Here is a 15,880-nt window from a genome sequence, read left to right as displayed (position 1 = left end):
AAGATAAATTAAACCAATATTAAAAACGCCCAATATATTCTGCATTTACTCTAAAAAATTCTATGCCCAACATCTGAATGCTGAAAAAAAGAGCTCATACAAATCAAAGCTCTAAAAAGATCCCAATAAACTGAAAACAGAAAAAAATCAATCAGGATGAATACTGGAAACATGGGACAAATCCAAGCTCATTACGTAAAAAAAACAATGAGATGCTACCTTATCCAATCCTATTCCATCTAAGGCAAAATGCCTCTCTAAAACAAATCATGCAGAACGAGCCGAATAAACATCGTAAAACATAAATCTGCGTAAAAATAACTTAGCCGAGAAGGGAGACAACGTAAAAACATATTAAAAAACACAAGCAACCATTCTCAAAAAAACATCATTAAAAACGCTTACACATATCTCTGCAAAATAAAATTGTGCCAAAAATCAATAAATAGATAAATCCTCATAATCCATAACTCGATCCTCCACCTAAAAAAACGATAAATTTAAAAGGATGCAACGTACTTCCAAAAATCAGAAGTAATCCTTGCTCATACGCGCAGCATCATAACCTGCTAAACTATCATTGGTAGAGCTGATTTCTCTCACCACAACAAAAAAAATGCGCAACGATATTCTCTATTTGAAGCTCTCTATCTGTAAAAAAAATAAGGCTATTGGCTAAAACTCAGATCTTCTCTCTTACTATCTTTCGTTTGAGTTTAACTGAATATCTACGTGCAAAAGCACATATTCATATCCTTAGCACAAAAATCTTAAAAACACTTTTGTGAAAAGTATTTTAAAAACTGTTTCTTCATTCTATTCAAAATACTTTTACGATAAGGACTTGCTGTGTTAGGAGCAAAGAAAAAGCGTGTGAGATTCCAGTCATAATCAAGAACTTATTTATGAAGTTGTAATCTTAGATTATTTAATTTCCACTAAATCACCATTAGATACGATAGGGTATTGAGACGTTTGAACAAACGATTTTATTTTTGCAGAGCTTGAAGATTGAATAAATTGAGCTTTACTCATAAAACAAACATGGAAAAATTGTGATTTATTAATAATATCTTTTATCAGATAAGAAGATGAGAGCGATGATAAAAGAGCATTTTTTTAAAGACTGTGACGTGAATCAATAAACAATAAAACGCCAACACCGCTCTCACGTTGATTGACTATAATGCGCTGAAATCTGCAGCCGAAATATTACTGCCTAGAAGATTTAAGGTATGTGTAAAATCAGGTACAGAAATTGAAGTTCCCATAATATTATAAAAAGTTGGTGTTCTTCCTTTAAGGTGTAAGGTATGGCCATGATAGCCACAATCACATGATTGATCATAGACAATATGAATAACATCACCTGTGGTGTGCTCAAGGTATGGTGCATCTTCAGGATAAAAAACAGATCTGAACGCTGAAAAAAGAGACCATACAAATCAAAACTCTAACACCCTCCCAATAAACTCAAACAGAAAAAATCAATTAGGGAAAATATAGGTGCCATGGGACAAATACAAGCTCATCGCGCGAAAAAAACAATGAGGATGCTACCTTATCCAATTGTACTCCCTCTAAGGTAAGAGGCCTCTCTAAAACAAATCATCGAGGACGAGCAGAATAAACCTCGTAAAACCTAAGCCTGCGTAAAAATAACACTGACAAACAGAAAATTAGCCAAATAGGCTTCTTACGTAAAAATACATTAAAAAACACAATAAAATAAAAACACAAAATTCACAATGATGGCGCTACATGTATCATCCAGAAGGACTCCTAGATCATATGGCGAGCATCATACCTTTCTAAACAATCATTTGTAGATTTGCAAAAGCCTCTATTTTGTGAGAAAAATAAGAAAAAATACGTAAAGGAAAAATTGAAAAATCTGAAATGAAGAATGAAACAAAAATGCCTTTATCAAATTATGTATGATAAAAAGTGGAACAAAATAACCAAAAACTCTCTATCTATGGGAAATACAAAATTGAAAGGTGAAAAAACAATAAGGCATCGACTAGTGAAATTATAATGGTCTTTATTCTTAGTTAGGTAGTTTTTTTAAATCTTTTGCAGCTAGTCAAATTTAATTTTTCCCTCTGAAAATACTTCAGGGAGCAGTTGTTTCAACTGTTCAATATTTTATTCTACGATATCTATACTTTTTCCATCTAGCTTTTCCATATTGCTCATGTATTTTTATTGCCTTTTAAGGTTGTACTGGGTGCTTTGTGTTTTTTTGCACTTTCTTTTATAAAATAATTTACTTTTACATTTATTAAAATGCATTTCCTATTTTATTTTTATATAAATTAACATGTGAAATTTTTGTTCTAATATTGCAATTTGTAAAAGACTATTTTGGTCATTCCATGTGGAATTCCTTATGTCGGTTACTTGTATTAAAAGTAATGATACGATTTTTTTATTTCTGTATAATAAGCATAAAAGGTTTACAAAAATATTTTTTAAAATGACTTGTGACTATAGAATTTTTTATATTTTGCCTGAGATATGAGAATTAGTCGCATTGTTTTTTCCAACAGTTGCAAATGCTGTAGTGTTTCACAAAATATTTCATAAATTTGCGTTCTTTTCCTTATGCGATAGGGCGAGTGTGAGGACAAACAGTAAAAATGCAACAATAGAGAAGAGGAAAAATATGAGATATGTTTGGTTAAGGGAAAGAACTTCTTTTGTCAGCATATGGAGAAAATAGCCAGCAAACACACCACCTAAAGCGCCACCTATTTGCTGTAATATGCGTGTGATAACCGCTGTATCTTTAACGTATAAACGATCGACATATTGAATGGGGGCGGATAGGCATACAATGGTGGTAATACCAAGCCCTATACCTCTTAGTAGGAAACCCAATCCATCGATGCTGATTGTATAGCCAAAGCATAATAAGCCAAAGCTTGAGATCAAAAGCCCAATTCCTATCATAAAAAAGGGAGATTTTTCTTTCCATTTCTGGTAAATAAATTTTCGACCAATCCATGCGCCAACCCCTTGTAGAGCAAGGAGGGCACCAATGATGAGAAGGCTTGTTTCATGGGGCTTTTCTAAGGCGATTGCGAGGGGGTAATAAACAAGAAAACTATAAAAAAGAAAGGAGGCAATCAGCCCCATGATCATGAGCAATGTGTAGCGTACATTGGTAAATCCACTAAAGACAATTAATTTGTTTTTTGCTTTTTGATTAGAAACAATGAAGAATATGAGAGAGATGATCGCTATTAGGGCTATGAGAGAGAGCGTGTTGTTGTTATGGATGTTTCCGGCTTCTGTGAGATAAAAAAATGAAATAAGGGATAGAGAAAAGGCTAAAAATGCTAGTACGTTAAATTTTGTTTTTACTGTTTCATTGGTTTTTAAATGTTTTATTCCAATGGCGATGGCTAATAAAATGAGCGGAATATTGATAAAAAATAACAATCGCCAAGAGACATATTGAGCAATGGAAGCACCAACAAGCGGTCCAAAGGCCGGAGCGAAAACCGTTGGTACGGCGATTGTCCCCATGGCTTGGCGAACGCGGTCTTGTCCAAATTGTAAGGCAACAATGGTTTGGCTTAAGGGTAATAAAAGACCTGTTCCAAACCCTTGAACGATACGGGCTGAGATAATGCTTTGAAAATCATAGCTTAATCCAACCCCCAGTGATCCAAGCATAAAAATGCCGTTTGCAAGCAGCCAAGTCTTTTTAACGCCTATTCTCCCCTGCAGAAAAGCGGCTATCAAAAGTCCTGGCACAGTGGCGAGGAAATAGGAGGTTACAACCCATTGTATATTATTTTCTTGCGTTGAAAAATAATTGCTAAGATCAGGGAGGATGACATTCACAATACTACCGTCTAGCAAGGGTAATATGCTGGAGATGATGACGGTATAGATAACAGACTTTTCTGATTTGCTATAGGAATCTCTTTTTTGCATTCTGATGCCCCCTGCTTGATAGTCTTTACAATATTGGCTCTGTCCCACAAATCACAGGTTTTAAGAATAACCCTTTGTTTGTAAAGGCTGTAATCGGGACAAATGTGATTAGGAGTGCTGATGGTTTTCTTCCAATGCTTGTCCCTTGATATTCTCCCCATGTAGAATTCTTTTTTATCCCCAAATAAAATTCTTGTTTAAGTGGATCTTGGTGAGTTTACTGAGGAGTTTATTGACTGTCAATTCTTTTGGTATGAGAGCAAAACAGAACCTTCACAAAAGTGTAAGGCTCTGCTCCAAAGGTCAAAAGGTTTGCCGTTTTTATAAGATTTGGATTGGTTTTTCCTCAATGTTTGCTTTCTGGTAAGAAATTTATGAAAGGAAAGGGTTAAGATCAATCTTTTCGTTTATTGAGAGTATTTTTTTGATGATGTTTTTTGATGTAACTCTAAGATATACATTGCAAGGGCAGAAGCGGCATTAACAACTAAGCGCGCATGACGGGGTTTGAGGTTGATATTTCGAAAGTTTGCTTCCGAGCGACCATGGGATGCACCTTTTTTGTTTCTTAGATTCATGGTCCCTTGGACAACTTGGTAGAGACCAGATGCAATCATTTTTAAGTCATTTGGATCCAGATCGTTTAAGTGTTTTTTCTCCATATTTTTGGGATGAATCTTAGCTTTTTCAACCACTTTGTCCCATAAAGCGGGCAGCGTGCTGGTTGTTTCTTTATATGAGATAGAGTGGTGGTCGAGATAAACTTTACAAGATGCCTCCAATAGATTTGCTGCACGTACAACTGAACCCTTTGGATCTTTTTCTATTTGTTCTAATGCTCTCTTTATTTCAGTGTCTACGGCTAATAGCCCGTTCTTTGCAACTTCTTTTTGCAATTCTTCTATAGAGAGAAAGCCTGCTTTTGTAATATATCCTCCTCGGTGGTATTGTAATCCATCTTTTTTTAATGTTTCTAAAATCTTACCTTGATCTTCTGACCTCTTATCAAATGAGAAACTGTTGGACTTATGAGACTCGTTGTCCATAAAATCACCAAGTAGGTTACCAAGGATCTCAAGCGGTTCATCGCATTCTCCATTGATGGCTTGGAGCCGTTTCTTAGTTTTAAAGGCTTTGCTATCTTCTTCTGTTTTATCAGGAGCAGGGAATTTAAAAAATAAGTGGTTTAACTCTTTCTTCGTATAATGGTCTGAAAATATTTGAGGGAGTAGTCCAATGATTGCAGGAGGAATTTTGCTTTTCTGAGATATTTTTTGCGGGAATGATAAGTCCATTGTATGCCTTTATAGTATTTAAAAGTGCCGTGTGGAGTGGTTTTGAGAATATGATCTTTATTGTGTGATCTTTGGTAAAAGGTTGCATACATCATATTGTGTTGCATATAAGAATTTTGCATAAAAAATACTCTATCATGTTTTAAAAAGATTATTTTTTTTACGGTGTGTCTTATAAAGGGGGAGGATAATTTGTGATTGAAAATGAAGAATTGCTAAGGCACATAATGCTTGAAATGAAGGGGTCTATTAGGTTTCTTAAAAAGCTCTACCATTCTATATCTGATGCTGTTTTCGTTGTTTTAGATGCAAAGAGCATAAAAAAAGCTGCACAGATGGTGCAGCTTTTTTTTGACGCTTGTTTTGCTTTAGAGGTACAAGTTTGTTAAACTTTTAAAACATCCTTACGGCTTCTGTAGCCATAATAACCACACACACTGGAAATTATGGCGCCTATCAGACTGCCTAAAAAGCCCCACCATCCCATGTGTGATGCTGTGTTCGTGACTTTATCAGCCATGTGAAGAGCATCTTTTTCTCGAGCATCAAGCTTTTGAGATAAACGATCGGCTTGTTGTTCTAGAGTTTTGAGGGCTTGTTCTGTTTTTTCCTCTGCACTTTGATAAAGTTGAACAGCGCTGGTGGTTGCTTTTTGTGCATCTGCACGGCTCATGCCATTGTTCATCAGGGCTTTGATAATATCGCTTTGATTCAATTTTTCTGTTAGTGTTTTTAGGTGATCAGAAAGGCTATCTCCTAGATTTTTCAAAGTGGTGCGATAATGCGAAGGATCATTTTTGAAAGCGGTTATCGCAGAACTAATATCGTTGAGTGCTGCCTGATAGGTTTGTTTCAAACGCTCAGGATTGAGAGCCGGAATATCGCTTTTCTTGAGAAGAGAGCGTAATTCATTGTCAAGTTGGTCAAAATTAATCCCATTATCATTTTTTATTGCAAAAAACTTTGCAAAATCCTCGCTGTTTAATTTTGAAAAGAGGGAGGGGAGGCTGTCGAGAGTTTGTTCTATCATAGAAGTATTTTTTCCAACCGCTTTAGCGCTTAAGTTTGCTGTGCTGGAAACTACATGGATGGCTTGGAGCGTCATCAGTAATGTTACAAGAGCCCAAGTGAGAAAGCCGTGAACAGCACCAGAGATTTCAGCAAAACGCCCCGCCACAAAGCCTCCTAAAGCAAGGCTTATCACCATAACGATGAGAGAGCCAATACCCATCGAGAGGAAAGAACCTCTAAAAGGAGAGGACGAGGTAAAGTCCATTTGGCTAAAACCTAAAGCTGCAATGAGAAAAGAGAGGCAGATTGAAACAGCAAGAGCTGTCACCAGTCCAGCAAAAATGGCAGACCATGAAATAGGGGTATAAAAGAATGAATATTTCGTTTCTCGAGATGTTTCACTGAAAAAATTCGTATCGAAAGCTGTGTTTTCAGGAATGCGGGTTTCCATGTTTTATCTCCTTGAATATGCTGGAGATACAATGTCTTTTTGCCAATTATGTTCCAAAGTTTATACCCCATCATGGATAAATGAGTCGCGATCAAGGTGAATAGAAAAGATCTAAAGTTTAAGATTGAGAGTCTTATGGTGGAGCGTTTTTTTTAACTTTCTTTTAAAACTTATTTATCGAGATTTTTTTTGATCAGAGATAAAGGGGGTGTGAAAGAGATAAGGTGGAGGACTTTGAGGTCATTAAACGGAATCCTATGAAGTGTTTTTTTGTTCGTATTTTGTCATAAAGTTTGAATTTTTCTCTCATAACAACATCTTGATTGATAAACATGCGATAAGTCTTATGAATGGAAATACCTTTCATAAGTGAAGAGTAAACTTGGTCTATGAGAGCAATCCATGCGAGTGCTTTCTTGGAGTTGTTAGGATGGTATTCTTTTGACAAATGCTGTTCTTTTTGATTGTATCAAAAAGTTTAAAGAGAGACCGTGTTAGGATATCAAATGTTTTGTTCAGCTTTTTTTAAAAATAGTGAAAAATATGGACCCCTTTGTGTTGGTTTTGATCCGAGTCATAAAGTTTTGCAATCATGGAATTTGAGTCCAGATTATAAGGGGTTAAAAGATTTTTGTGATATCCTCTTAACAGCGGTTGTGGGGAGGGTCGGGATAATAAAGCCGCAGGTTGCGTTTTTTGAATTGTATGGTGTGGAGGGGCTTCAAGTTTTGCAAGAACTCATTGAAAATGCACAAAAACAAGGTTTGTTGGTTTTGGCTGATACCAAAAGAGGAGATATCGGCTCTACGGCTGAAGCTTACGGTAGCGCTTGGCTTGGTGCCAATAGTCCTTTCAAAGCCGATGCTATGACAGTTAATCCTTTTTTAGGGTTTGAGGCTCTCATTCCTTTGATAAAGATTGCAGAAGAAACAGAAACAGCGGTTTTTATGGTTGTTCAATCGTCGAATCCAGAAGGAAGGCACATTCGAAATGCCCGCATTGGGGATCAAACGGTTTCCGTTCATTTGGCACAGCGTATTTATGACTATAATCGCCAATCTTCAAGTCAATATCGCCATATTGGACCTATCGGAGCAGTGATTGGTGCAACATTAGGTCGTGACGCAAAAGAGACAATTGAACAGTTAGAAAATAGCTTGTTTCTTGTTCCAGGCATTGGGGCTCAAGGGGGAACAATAACACAATTAACTCAGCAGTTTCCTCAAAGGCTATGGCCGAATATTATTCCTTCAATTTCAAGGTCGATTACAGAGGTAGGTCGAAAGAGTGCTGATTTAAAAAATGTCATTCATCATTTTGCTGAGCAATCTAAAAATACGCTTCTCTCTTAAATTTTTGGCTCTTTCTCTAAGGGAGAAAGGCTCTTCCTGATCAATCTTCCTTATAAAAATGTTCCACTTTACTCATTGCGTATGAAGTCCTCTATCCTCTTAATAACAATGTTTTAATGGGATAGCAGAGTAATCATCCATCTGGAACTTGCCTGCTGGAACTTGCATGAGAGATAAAATAAAAGCTGTTTATTGGTTAAGAATGCTGTCTAGGGGGCGGGTTTGAGAAATAAGGGTGAGATCCTTTTGTGAAATGCGGGGGGATGGTGGTACGACTTTGATGCGTGCGTATACAAGAATTTGAGAAGCCGGTAACTTCTCATGAAAAATAAATCTTGCAATCTCCTGAAAAACTATTTTTTTTGCAAAAATCCTGAAATTATTTTACACATTAAAAGATGTTTTTGGTCGCATACGCAACGACCAAGTGGGTCTTGAAAACCCTAAATCCGAGCGTGAAAATAACCCCACTGTTGTGGGTGTCCCAGAATTCCGGGAGATTTTGCTATGTCCAGGTGCTTCACAGCACTAAAAGCAAAATGCTGACTCGGATTCAGTGTTTTCAAGCTCCCGGAATACTAATGCGAGGGCACTCGCAGCCGGAGGGGGCTTAAAGTGCGAACTCAGAACCTTAATATTGATCTTTTTGTCGGCAAAAAAATTCGCTTGAGGCGAAAAGTGCTGGGAATGTCTCAAAAAACATTAGGACACCATTTGAGGGTAAGTTTCCAACAAATTCAAAAGTACGAAAACGGCTTAAACCGTGTGAGTGCAGGACGCTTAAAGGAAATTTCCGATATTTTAAATGTTCCTGTTGCCTTTTTTTATACGGGTATCATCACAAAAGAAAATGCTCCATACCATCATGATGAAATTGCATCAAGCAAAGAGGAATATTTGCTTTTAAAAAGTTTCAGAGTTCTACCATCTGCTAAGCAGAAAGCCATTTTAAAGTTGATTTCTGATCAGAATTAAAATGTTTTAAAGAATTGATGGAGCACCATTCTTTCTCTTTTACGCTTATTTTCAAAGACGAAGATTTTTAATCTATGCTGACTTTAAAGAAATCATTTGTAAACAATTTGGTGTTTTTTTCTAACCTATTCCATTTAACTGATTTCATATGAATATATGGGTTATGCCTCTTTATAAATGTTCATAAAATTGTCTAGAGAAGTCTTATAGCGATAATGCACTTGTTTCGCTTAGACTTTTTAACGGCTAAAGGATAGGAATTCTGAAAGTTCCACCAATCTATAGGCAATGAATTATAAACAGTTTGGAGATTATTAACAGTCTGTTTTTTTAGCAGGTCTTAGCAGTTGACTTCATATCACGACATTTCAAATGCTCTTGTTTTTCGATACAATAGGATCATCGTTGATTGTTTTGCTGGTTTTGTGAGAGTCCCCTTTCATAGTATAAGATTTTTCTCATTTTAAAGCTTTTTATGGTCAATCAAGATCATTTCTCTGTCCGTAATAAGGAGGGCTTGGGGGGGGGGAGAAAATACTTAAAGATAAAAATAACAATCCTTTTGATATCCTCTTTTACGTGCCAAGAGTTTTTACAACATTGAGGGATGTTATAAGCGTATGAGCGGCTTGCAGCTTTTATTTGGGGTGTCAGAGAGAGGGATGTATCATGGACCTTTATTCTTTTCATGAAGATTTTATCTTATGCTCAGAGGACATTATGCGAACATCATGATACAATTCATAAGGTTATTTATGAAATAAATGTGAGAGCATAGAGAGCTATTTTTAAACAAGGGGGGGGAAACTGGCAATATAATGATGTTCTTTATTGTGGGTGTTTTGTTTTGTGGGAGGGCATGACCTTAAGCAGGGTAATTTTTTTAGATTGCTTTAAGGCGGATTGCTTTTGTCAAATAAAAGCCTCTAACATGTTGTTAAAAGCTTTAAGAGCGATAAAGTCATTGCAGCGTTTGTTTCTATGGGATAATGGTTATCCGTAAACACATATTGTTGCTAGAGAATAAAATGTCATTAAAACAAGAAAAAACCAAAGCCCGTTTACCTCGTGGTTTTGTGGATCGTACAAGTGGGCAATTGTATGCTACTGACACCATGATTGCGCAAATTCGTGAAGTTTATGAACTTTACGGTTTTGAAGCACTTGAAACACCCATTTTTGAATATACGGATGTGTTGGGAAAATTCTTACCTGATTCAGATCGTCCCAATGCAGGGGTTTTTTCGCTCCAAGATGATGATGAACAATGGATGTCTTTGCGTTATGATCTGACGGCTCCTCTTGCCCGTTATTTTGCTGAAAATTTTGAAACCTTACCAAAACCCTATCGTAGCTATCGGCTGGGGTTTGTTTTTCGTAATGAAAAGCCTGGACCAGGGCGGTTTAGGCAATTTATGCAATTTGATGCGGATATTGTTGGAACACCAACTGTTGCGGCAGATGCTGAAATTTGCATGATGGCAGCCGATAGTTTGGAAAAATTAGGTATTGCACGCCATGATTATGTCATTCGTTTGAATAACCGAAAAATTCTGGAAAGTGTTTTGCAGTTGATTGGTTTAGGGGAAACAGAACAGCTTGAAAAGCGCTTAACTGTTCTTCGAGCCATGGATAAATTGGATAAATTTGGTCCTGAAGGGGTGCGTTTGCTTTTAGGCAAGGGACGTTTAGATGAAAGTGGTGATTTTACAAAAGGCGCTGAGCTGAAAGATAAAGAGATTGAATATATTCTTTCCTTACTGACCATTGATGCAAAAACGGCAGAAGAAACACTTGATGCTTTGAGAAAAATCGTTGGTCAGAGTGCGCAAGGGCTTGAAGGGGTTCGCGAGCTTGAGGAAATGCAAACAATTTTTGCGGCTAATGGGTATTGCAATCGCATTCAAATTGATCCTTCGGTGGTGCGTGGATTGGAATATTATACGGGACCTGTTTTTGAAGCGACATTGCTTTTTGATGTTTTCAATGATGATGGACAAAAAGTGGTCTTTGGTTCTGTTGGGGGTGGGGGGCGTTATGATGGATTGGTCGCGCGTTTTCGCGGGGAAAATATTCCGGCAACAGGTTTTTCCATAGGGGTTTCACGGTTGATTGCTGCTTTGCAAAACCTTGAAAAATTGCCCGTGAAAAATACGCTTGGACCTGTTGTGGTGCTGATGATGGATAAAGAGCCAGAAGCTGTTGCACGCTATCAAAAAATGGTAATGCAATTGCGAAATGTGGGAATTTGTGCGGAACTTTATGTGGGAGCTGCGGGAATGAAAGCGCAGATGAAATATGCTGATCGACGCAAAGCTCCTTGTGTGGTCATTCAAGGGTCACAAGAACGTGAGAATGGAAAAATACAGATTAAAGATTTGATTGAAGGGGCACGTTTGTCTCAGGAAATTAAGGATAATCAAACATGGCGTGAAAGCCGTCCTGCACAAGTGATGGTTGATGAAGAGCAATTGGTGCAAACAGTAAAAGATATTTTGGCCTTTCAAAGGCGGTAAGGGGTTTAAGCAATAGGCTGTAATATTGCAGGTTTAAGTTTTGGACTTTATCGCGTTATTTTCCTAAAAGAGCTTGTGCTTTTGTTCCTGTTTGTCAATCAACAGCCAATCCCAAGGCAGCACGCATGTTTGAGACAAAGATTAAAACAAATTAAGAGCTCTGTGAGCTGTTTTCAGCTTTTGTATGCCAGATGGAAGCGGGAGTAGTGGGTTTCTTTAGTTTGTGTCATCTCTAAAATCGGTGGACTGCCTCATCGGGGGAGAAGACGTAAAGGTAAAAAAACAATGTTCCTCTTTACCGTCATTCTTTCGTTTGACTTTATGGCTTTCAAAAGCATCTAGAGCAATCTCTTTTAAATAATGAAGATGATGCATTGCCTTTTATTTATTGCGTATCTTTCATGGGGGTAATTTTCATGTAAAATAAAACGCCCCAAATGGAACATGAAGATAGCTATGTTACATATTCACGAGCTTGTTTTAAAGCGACATTGCTCAAAGCGCACAGCACGTCTATTTCATGAGGCTACGTCCATAAATGCTATAACGATAAAGCCCCCATGAAACAATATAAAAGTCATTGAGCTTCCATCTTTACGCTTTTAAAGGAGGAAGACGGCACTATCACATGACTTTTCCAGTTCTCAAATGTTGTGGACTACTCCTTGGCACTTCTCGACGATTTCATGAAAAGGCATTGTTAAAGGCACTGTTGTTGTACGAATCGTAGCTCTCATGGTTCCCCTGCTTTTGATCTGTAAGCAAATGGGTTTGATTGATTCAAGATAAACAGTTTTGAAATCAGAGAAACTTTCGATATTCGAGACTCTTCTGTAATATGAATAACGTTTAAATGATTATTATCAATCGAAATATTGTTACAAATAGATTTAAAAAAACACAAACGACACAAATTTCTCTAGCAAGGGAAATTTGTGTCGTAAAATTTAAATAGATGATTTTGCGTTGGAATTAGTTTTTCAAAGCTTTTAAAATATTTTGTGGTGAAGAAACTTCATAAGGATCTGTTGCGCAATTGTCTGAAAAACCTGCTTCTTCGAACCATTGTTCAACCACACCATCATTAATAACAGCCGCATAGCGCCATGATCGCATGCCAAAACCAACATTGTCTTTTGCAACCAGCATACCCATTTTGCGTGTGAATTCACCAGAGCCATCGGGAATTAATTTTACATTTTTGATATTTTGTGCTTTTCCCCAAGCATTCATGACAAAAGCATCATTGACGGAAAGGCAATAAATTTCATCAATACCGGCTTGTTTAAATTCATCATAGAGTTTTTCAAAGTCAGGCAGCTGAAAGGTTGAGCACGTAGGGGTAAAAGCGCCAGGAAGAGAAAAAAGGATAACACGTTTTCCTTTAAAGTAAGCATCGCTTTTCACTTCTTGCCACCGATAAGGATTATCGCCCCCCACTGCTTCATCGCGGACACGTGTATGAAATGTGACATTGGGAACTGTTTTTTTTATCATAGGGATGCTCCTGTATTTTTTACGAAATTTACGAAAATTGTGTTTTAAAATAGCCTTCATCTTTAAAAGCGTATGGAAAGGGGCCTTTTAAATCAAAGGGCTTCTTTAAAAATTCTTAATCCCAACAAGTGTGCAAATATTTCATACGTGCGTCAAGTGGAATTAATGGTCGACTTTGAATACTCTTCATCTTAAACTTAAAAGAAAGAATATGAAGGTATTACTATGACCATAAAGACAGTTTTAACCACAGCTTTTAAGGGGCAAAAACCAGGAACATCTGGTTTGCGCAAAAAGGTATCTGTTTTTCAACAACCTCATTATGCGGAAAACTTTATCCAGTCGCTTTTTAATAATGTTGGACCTCTTGAAGGAAAAATGTTGATTCTGGGGGGAGATGGGCGCACTTTTAATCGGACTCTGCTTCAGATTGTCTTGAAGATGGCCGCAGCGCATGGTGTTTCTCGCATTAAAGTAGGAAAGGGGGGGATTCTTTCTACCCCTGCTGTTTCGCATCTTATTCGTAAATACCATGCGCATGGTGGCATTATTCTTTCTGCAAGCCATAACCCTGGGGGGGTAGATGGAGATTGTGGGATCAAATACAATATTTCCAATGGTGGACCAGCACCTAATGCTTTATGTGAAGCTATTTTTGCAACATCACAACGTCTTTCTTTTTATAAAATTTTTGAAGCTCCAGATGTGGACTTAGATCGGCAAGGGATGACCTTTATGGGAGCTATGCAGATCGAGATTATTGATCCTGTCGCTGATTATGTTGCTTTGATGCAAGAGATTTTTGATTTTGATTGTATTGCTAAAGCCGTGGCGGGTGGTTTGACTTTACGGTTTGATGCCATGCATGCGGTAACAGGGCCTTATGCTCATGAAATTTTTGAAAAATGCTTAGGGTTTTCTGAAGGGTCGGTGGTCAATGGTCTTCCTTTACCAGATTTTGGAGGCGGTCATCCAGATCCCAATTTAGTTTATGCTAAGCCTCTTTATGATTTATTGATGTCAGAGCAAGCACCAGATCTTGGCGCCGCATCTGATGGTGATGGCGATCGTAATCTCATTATTGGACGTGGGCAATTTGTTTCGCCTTCGGATTCTTTAGCGATTATGGTTGAGCATGCTCATCTTATTAAAGGATACCAAAAAGGTGTTGTGGGGGTTGCACGCTCTATGCCGACAGGGCGTGCGGCTGATCTGGTGGCTGAAAAATGTGGATTAAACTTTTTTGAAACACCAACGGGATGGAAGTTTTTTGGAACGCTGTTGGATGCGGGAAAAATAACCTTTTGTGGTGAAGAAAGCTTTGGAACTGGTTCTCATCATATCCGCGAAAAAGATGGCTTATGGGCTGTCTTATTTTGGTTAAATCTTTTAGCACTAACAGGAAAAACAGTTGCACAAATTGTTCAAGAGCATTGGCACAGCTATGGGCGCTTTTATGCACTGCGTCATGATTATGAAGAAGTTGATGAAGACAAAGCTTTGGCACTCCTAGAGCACTTGCGGGAGAACTTACCACAAGCTGGAACTGAAATTGCTGGATTGTTAGTTCAAAAAGCAGATGATTTTATGTATCATGATCCTGTTGATCAAAGTGTGAGCACGCGGCAGGGTATTCGTATTTTTTTCGAAAATGGTGCGCGGTTGGTGGTGCGTTTATCGGGAACAGGGACGCTTGGCGCGACCTTACGGCTTTATTTTGAACAATATGAAGCTGATCCGCGCAAACACAATTTAAATCCGCAAGAAGTTCTTCAACCTTTGCAACAGGTGGCTCTAAAACTGTTGAATATACAACAAAAATTGGGACGAGATCGCCCTGATATTGTCACATAAGATTATTGGAATATTTCTTGTACAGATATCATGATTTTAGGGAGTATGATTTTAGGGGAGGTGATTTTATGAACCATGAGCCATAAGAGGGGCTTTAGTTGCTGCGTGTGCTTTGTTTTTTCCACTTTTACATCTCGATTGGATTTTTAAAACTGTTGGCTTTGTAAAACCAAATACTGAAGTCATCATAATCAGCATCATTGGAAAATTTATGCCCAATGATATCTGATGATTTGATAGAAATACCTATTTAATAGAAGGACCGTTCTGTATGTCAGATAACACATTATTATTGCTATAATTTTATATGCTGGTTTTAAAGAAGCTTCTCTTAAGACTCCTATCTTGTGCTCGCTGTTTTATGAAAGGGATAATGGTTAATCCATTGAGCCTGACCATTTTTACGTTTATAAAAACGTAATGTAGCATCATCATGCACTTGAAGCGGCTCCCAATGTTGCTGACAGATCTTGCTACTTGAGGCGATTTATGAAAAGTCATTTTTATTTGTACAATTTTTATCCAAAAATTAGCTTCGCTTGTGATGTGGAAGCGACATGTTTTGGATTGCTTTAACATAAAAACAACTCGGAAAAAGAGAACTGTACGATATTCAAGATTCAAATTCAATAACGAAGATTATTATTATAAATCAATCTTTTGTACAATGTTTTCTCTTGTATTTTTTTGGCTTTCATACGTTTGTCTTAAGAAAAGTTTCTCTTAAATCTCTCATCTTATGCATGTTGTTCATCAAGGGGATAAGGGTTAATCCATTGAGCACTATCATTGTTACTTATATGAGGGAACAAAGTGATATCATCATACAGTTAGGTCTGTTTTCCATGTTGATTCTTACATTTGAAAGCGTTGATAAGATGTTTCTTTTGTTATATGTTTTATCCATTACTTCACTTCATTGGTCATATGTTAGGAAATGATTTTGATTGATTGACGAAAAGCAGTGATAATACGTGAATC

At 37.4% G+C, this 15,880-nt stretch carries 9 protein-coding genes; 5 read left to right on the top strand and 4 right to left on the bottom strand.

Going from position 1 to position 15,880, the window contains the following annotated elements:
* Nucleotides 1-2,583 precede the first annotated feature (2,583 nt).
* Entirely contained in the window at nucleotides 2,584-3,948 is a 1,365-nt protein-coding gene (locus tag AC6ER9_RS09265; protein WP_497074418.1) for an MFS transporter, read from the bottom strand.
* Between the two features lie 407 nt (nucleotides 3,949-4,355).
* Nucleotides 4,356-5,243, bottom strand: coding sequence for an abortive infection family protein (locus AC6ER9_RS09260; RefSeq protein WP_497074417.1), 888 nt, complete (start codon nucleotides 5,241-5,243; stop codon nucleotides 4,356-4,358).
* A gap of 194 nt (nucleotides 5,244-5,437) precedes the next feature.
* On the opposite strand from AC6ER9_RS09260, the gene AC6ER9_RS09255 reads away from it, so the two are divergent.
* The gene (locus AC6ER9_RS09255; protein ID WP_497074416.1) at nucleotides 5,438-5,632 is read left to right on the top strand and encodes a hypothetical protein; all 195 of its coding nucleotides are present in this window, start codon (nucleotides 5,438-5,440) and stop codon (nucleotides 5,630-5,632) included.
* Here the strand turns inward: AC6ER9_RS09255 and AC6ER9_RS09250 are convergent.
* On the bottom strand, nucleotides 5,629-6,705 hold the full coding sequence (locus AC6ER9_RS09250; RefSeq protein ID WP_497074415.1) for a DUF3792 domain-containing protein: 1,077 nt from the start codon (nucleotides 6,703-6,705) through the stop codon (nucleotides 5,629-5,631). The two genes, AC6ER9_RS09255 and AC6ER9_RS09250, sit on opposite strands and share 4 nt — an antisense overlap.
* Before the next feature lie 506 nt (nucleotides 6,706-7,211).
* Between AC6ER9_RS09250 and pyrF the strand changes: the two genes are divergently transcribed.
* From pyrF to hisS, 3 genes are all read left to right on the top strand, one after another.
* Nucleotides 7,212-8,057, top strand: a complete 846-nt coding sequence (gene pyrF / locus AC6ER9_RS09245) for an orotidine-5'-phosphate decarboxylase (RefSeq protein WP_497074414.1) — start codon at nucleotides 7,212-7,214, stop codon at nucleotides 8,055-8,057.
* A 615-nt stretch (nucleotides 8,058-8,672) separates the two neighbouring features.
* Entirely contained in the window at nucleotides 8,673-9,032 is a 360-nt protein-coding gene (locus AC6ER9_RS09240) for a helix-turn-helix domain-containing protein (protein WP_497074413.1), read from the top strand.
* A 1,028-nt stretch (nucleotides 9,033-10,060) separates the two neighbouring features.
* On the top strand, nucleotides 10,061-11,548 hold the full coding sequence (gene hisS, locus AC6ER9_RS09235; RefSeq protein WP_497074412.1) for a histidine--tRNA ligase: 1,488 nt from the start codon (nucleotides 10,061-10,063) through the stop codon (nucleotides 11,546-11,548).
* A 972-nt stretch (nucleotides 11,549-12,520) separates the two neighbouring features.
* Here the strand turns inward: hisS and AC6ER9_RS09230 are convergent.
* On the bottom strand, nucleotides 12,521-13,045 hold the full coding sequence (locus AC6ER9_RS09230; RefSeq protein WP_497074411.1) for a peroxiredoxin: 525 nt from the start codon (nucleotides 13,043-13,045) through the stop codon (nucleotides 12,521-12,523).
* A 225-nt stretch (nucleotides 13,046-13,270) separates the two neighbouring features.
* Between AC6ER9_RS09230 and AC6ER9_RS09225 the strand changes: the two genes are divergently transcribed.
* On the top strand, nucleotides 13,271-14,899 hold the full coding sequence (locus tag AC6ER9_RS09225; RefSeq protein ID WP_497074410.1) for an alpha-D-glucose phosphate-specific phosphoglucomutase: 1,629 nt from the start codon (nucleotides 13,271-13,273) through the stop codon (nucleotides 14,897-14,899).
* Nucleotides 14,900-15,880 lie beyond the last annotated feature (981 nt).

This window comes from Bartonella sp. SL317, from assembly GCF_059687655.1.
Note: the sequence above shows the minus strand (reverse complement) of the source record. Positions and strands in the feature narration are given on the sequence as shown.

Excerpts from the sequence above, each read along its gene's own strand:
- AC6ER9_RS09225 (WP_497074410.1), top strand. The coding sequence starts at position 13,271 with ATGACCATAAAGACAGTTTTAACCACAGCTTTTAAGGGGCAAAAACCA.
- AC6ER9_RS09230 (WP_497074411.1), bottom strand. The coding sequence starts at position 13,045 with ATGATAAAAAAAACAGTTCCCAATGTCACATTTCATACACGTGTCCGC.
- pyrF (WP_497074414.1), top strand. The coding sequence starts at position 7,212 with ATGTTTTGTTCAGCTTTTTTTAAAAATAGTGAAAAATATGGACCCCTT.
- AC6ER9_RS09265 (WP_497074418.1), bottom strand. The coding sequence starts at position 3,948 with ATGCAAAAAAGAGATTCCTATAGCAAATCAGAAAAGTCTGTTATCTAT.
- hisS (WP_497074412.1), top strand. The coding sequence starts at position 10,061 with ATGTCATTAAAACAAGAAAAAACCAAAGCCCGTTTACCTCGTGGTTTT.
- AC6ER9_RS09250 (WP_497074415.1), bottom strand. The coding sequence starts at position 6,705 with ATGGAAACCCGCATTCCTGAAAACACAGCTTTCGATACGAATTTTTTC.
- AC6ER9_RS09260 (WP_497074417.1), bottom strand. The coding sequence starts at position 5,243 with ATGGACTTATCATTCCCGCAAAAAATATCTCAGAAAAGCAAAATTCCT.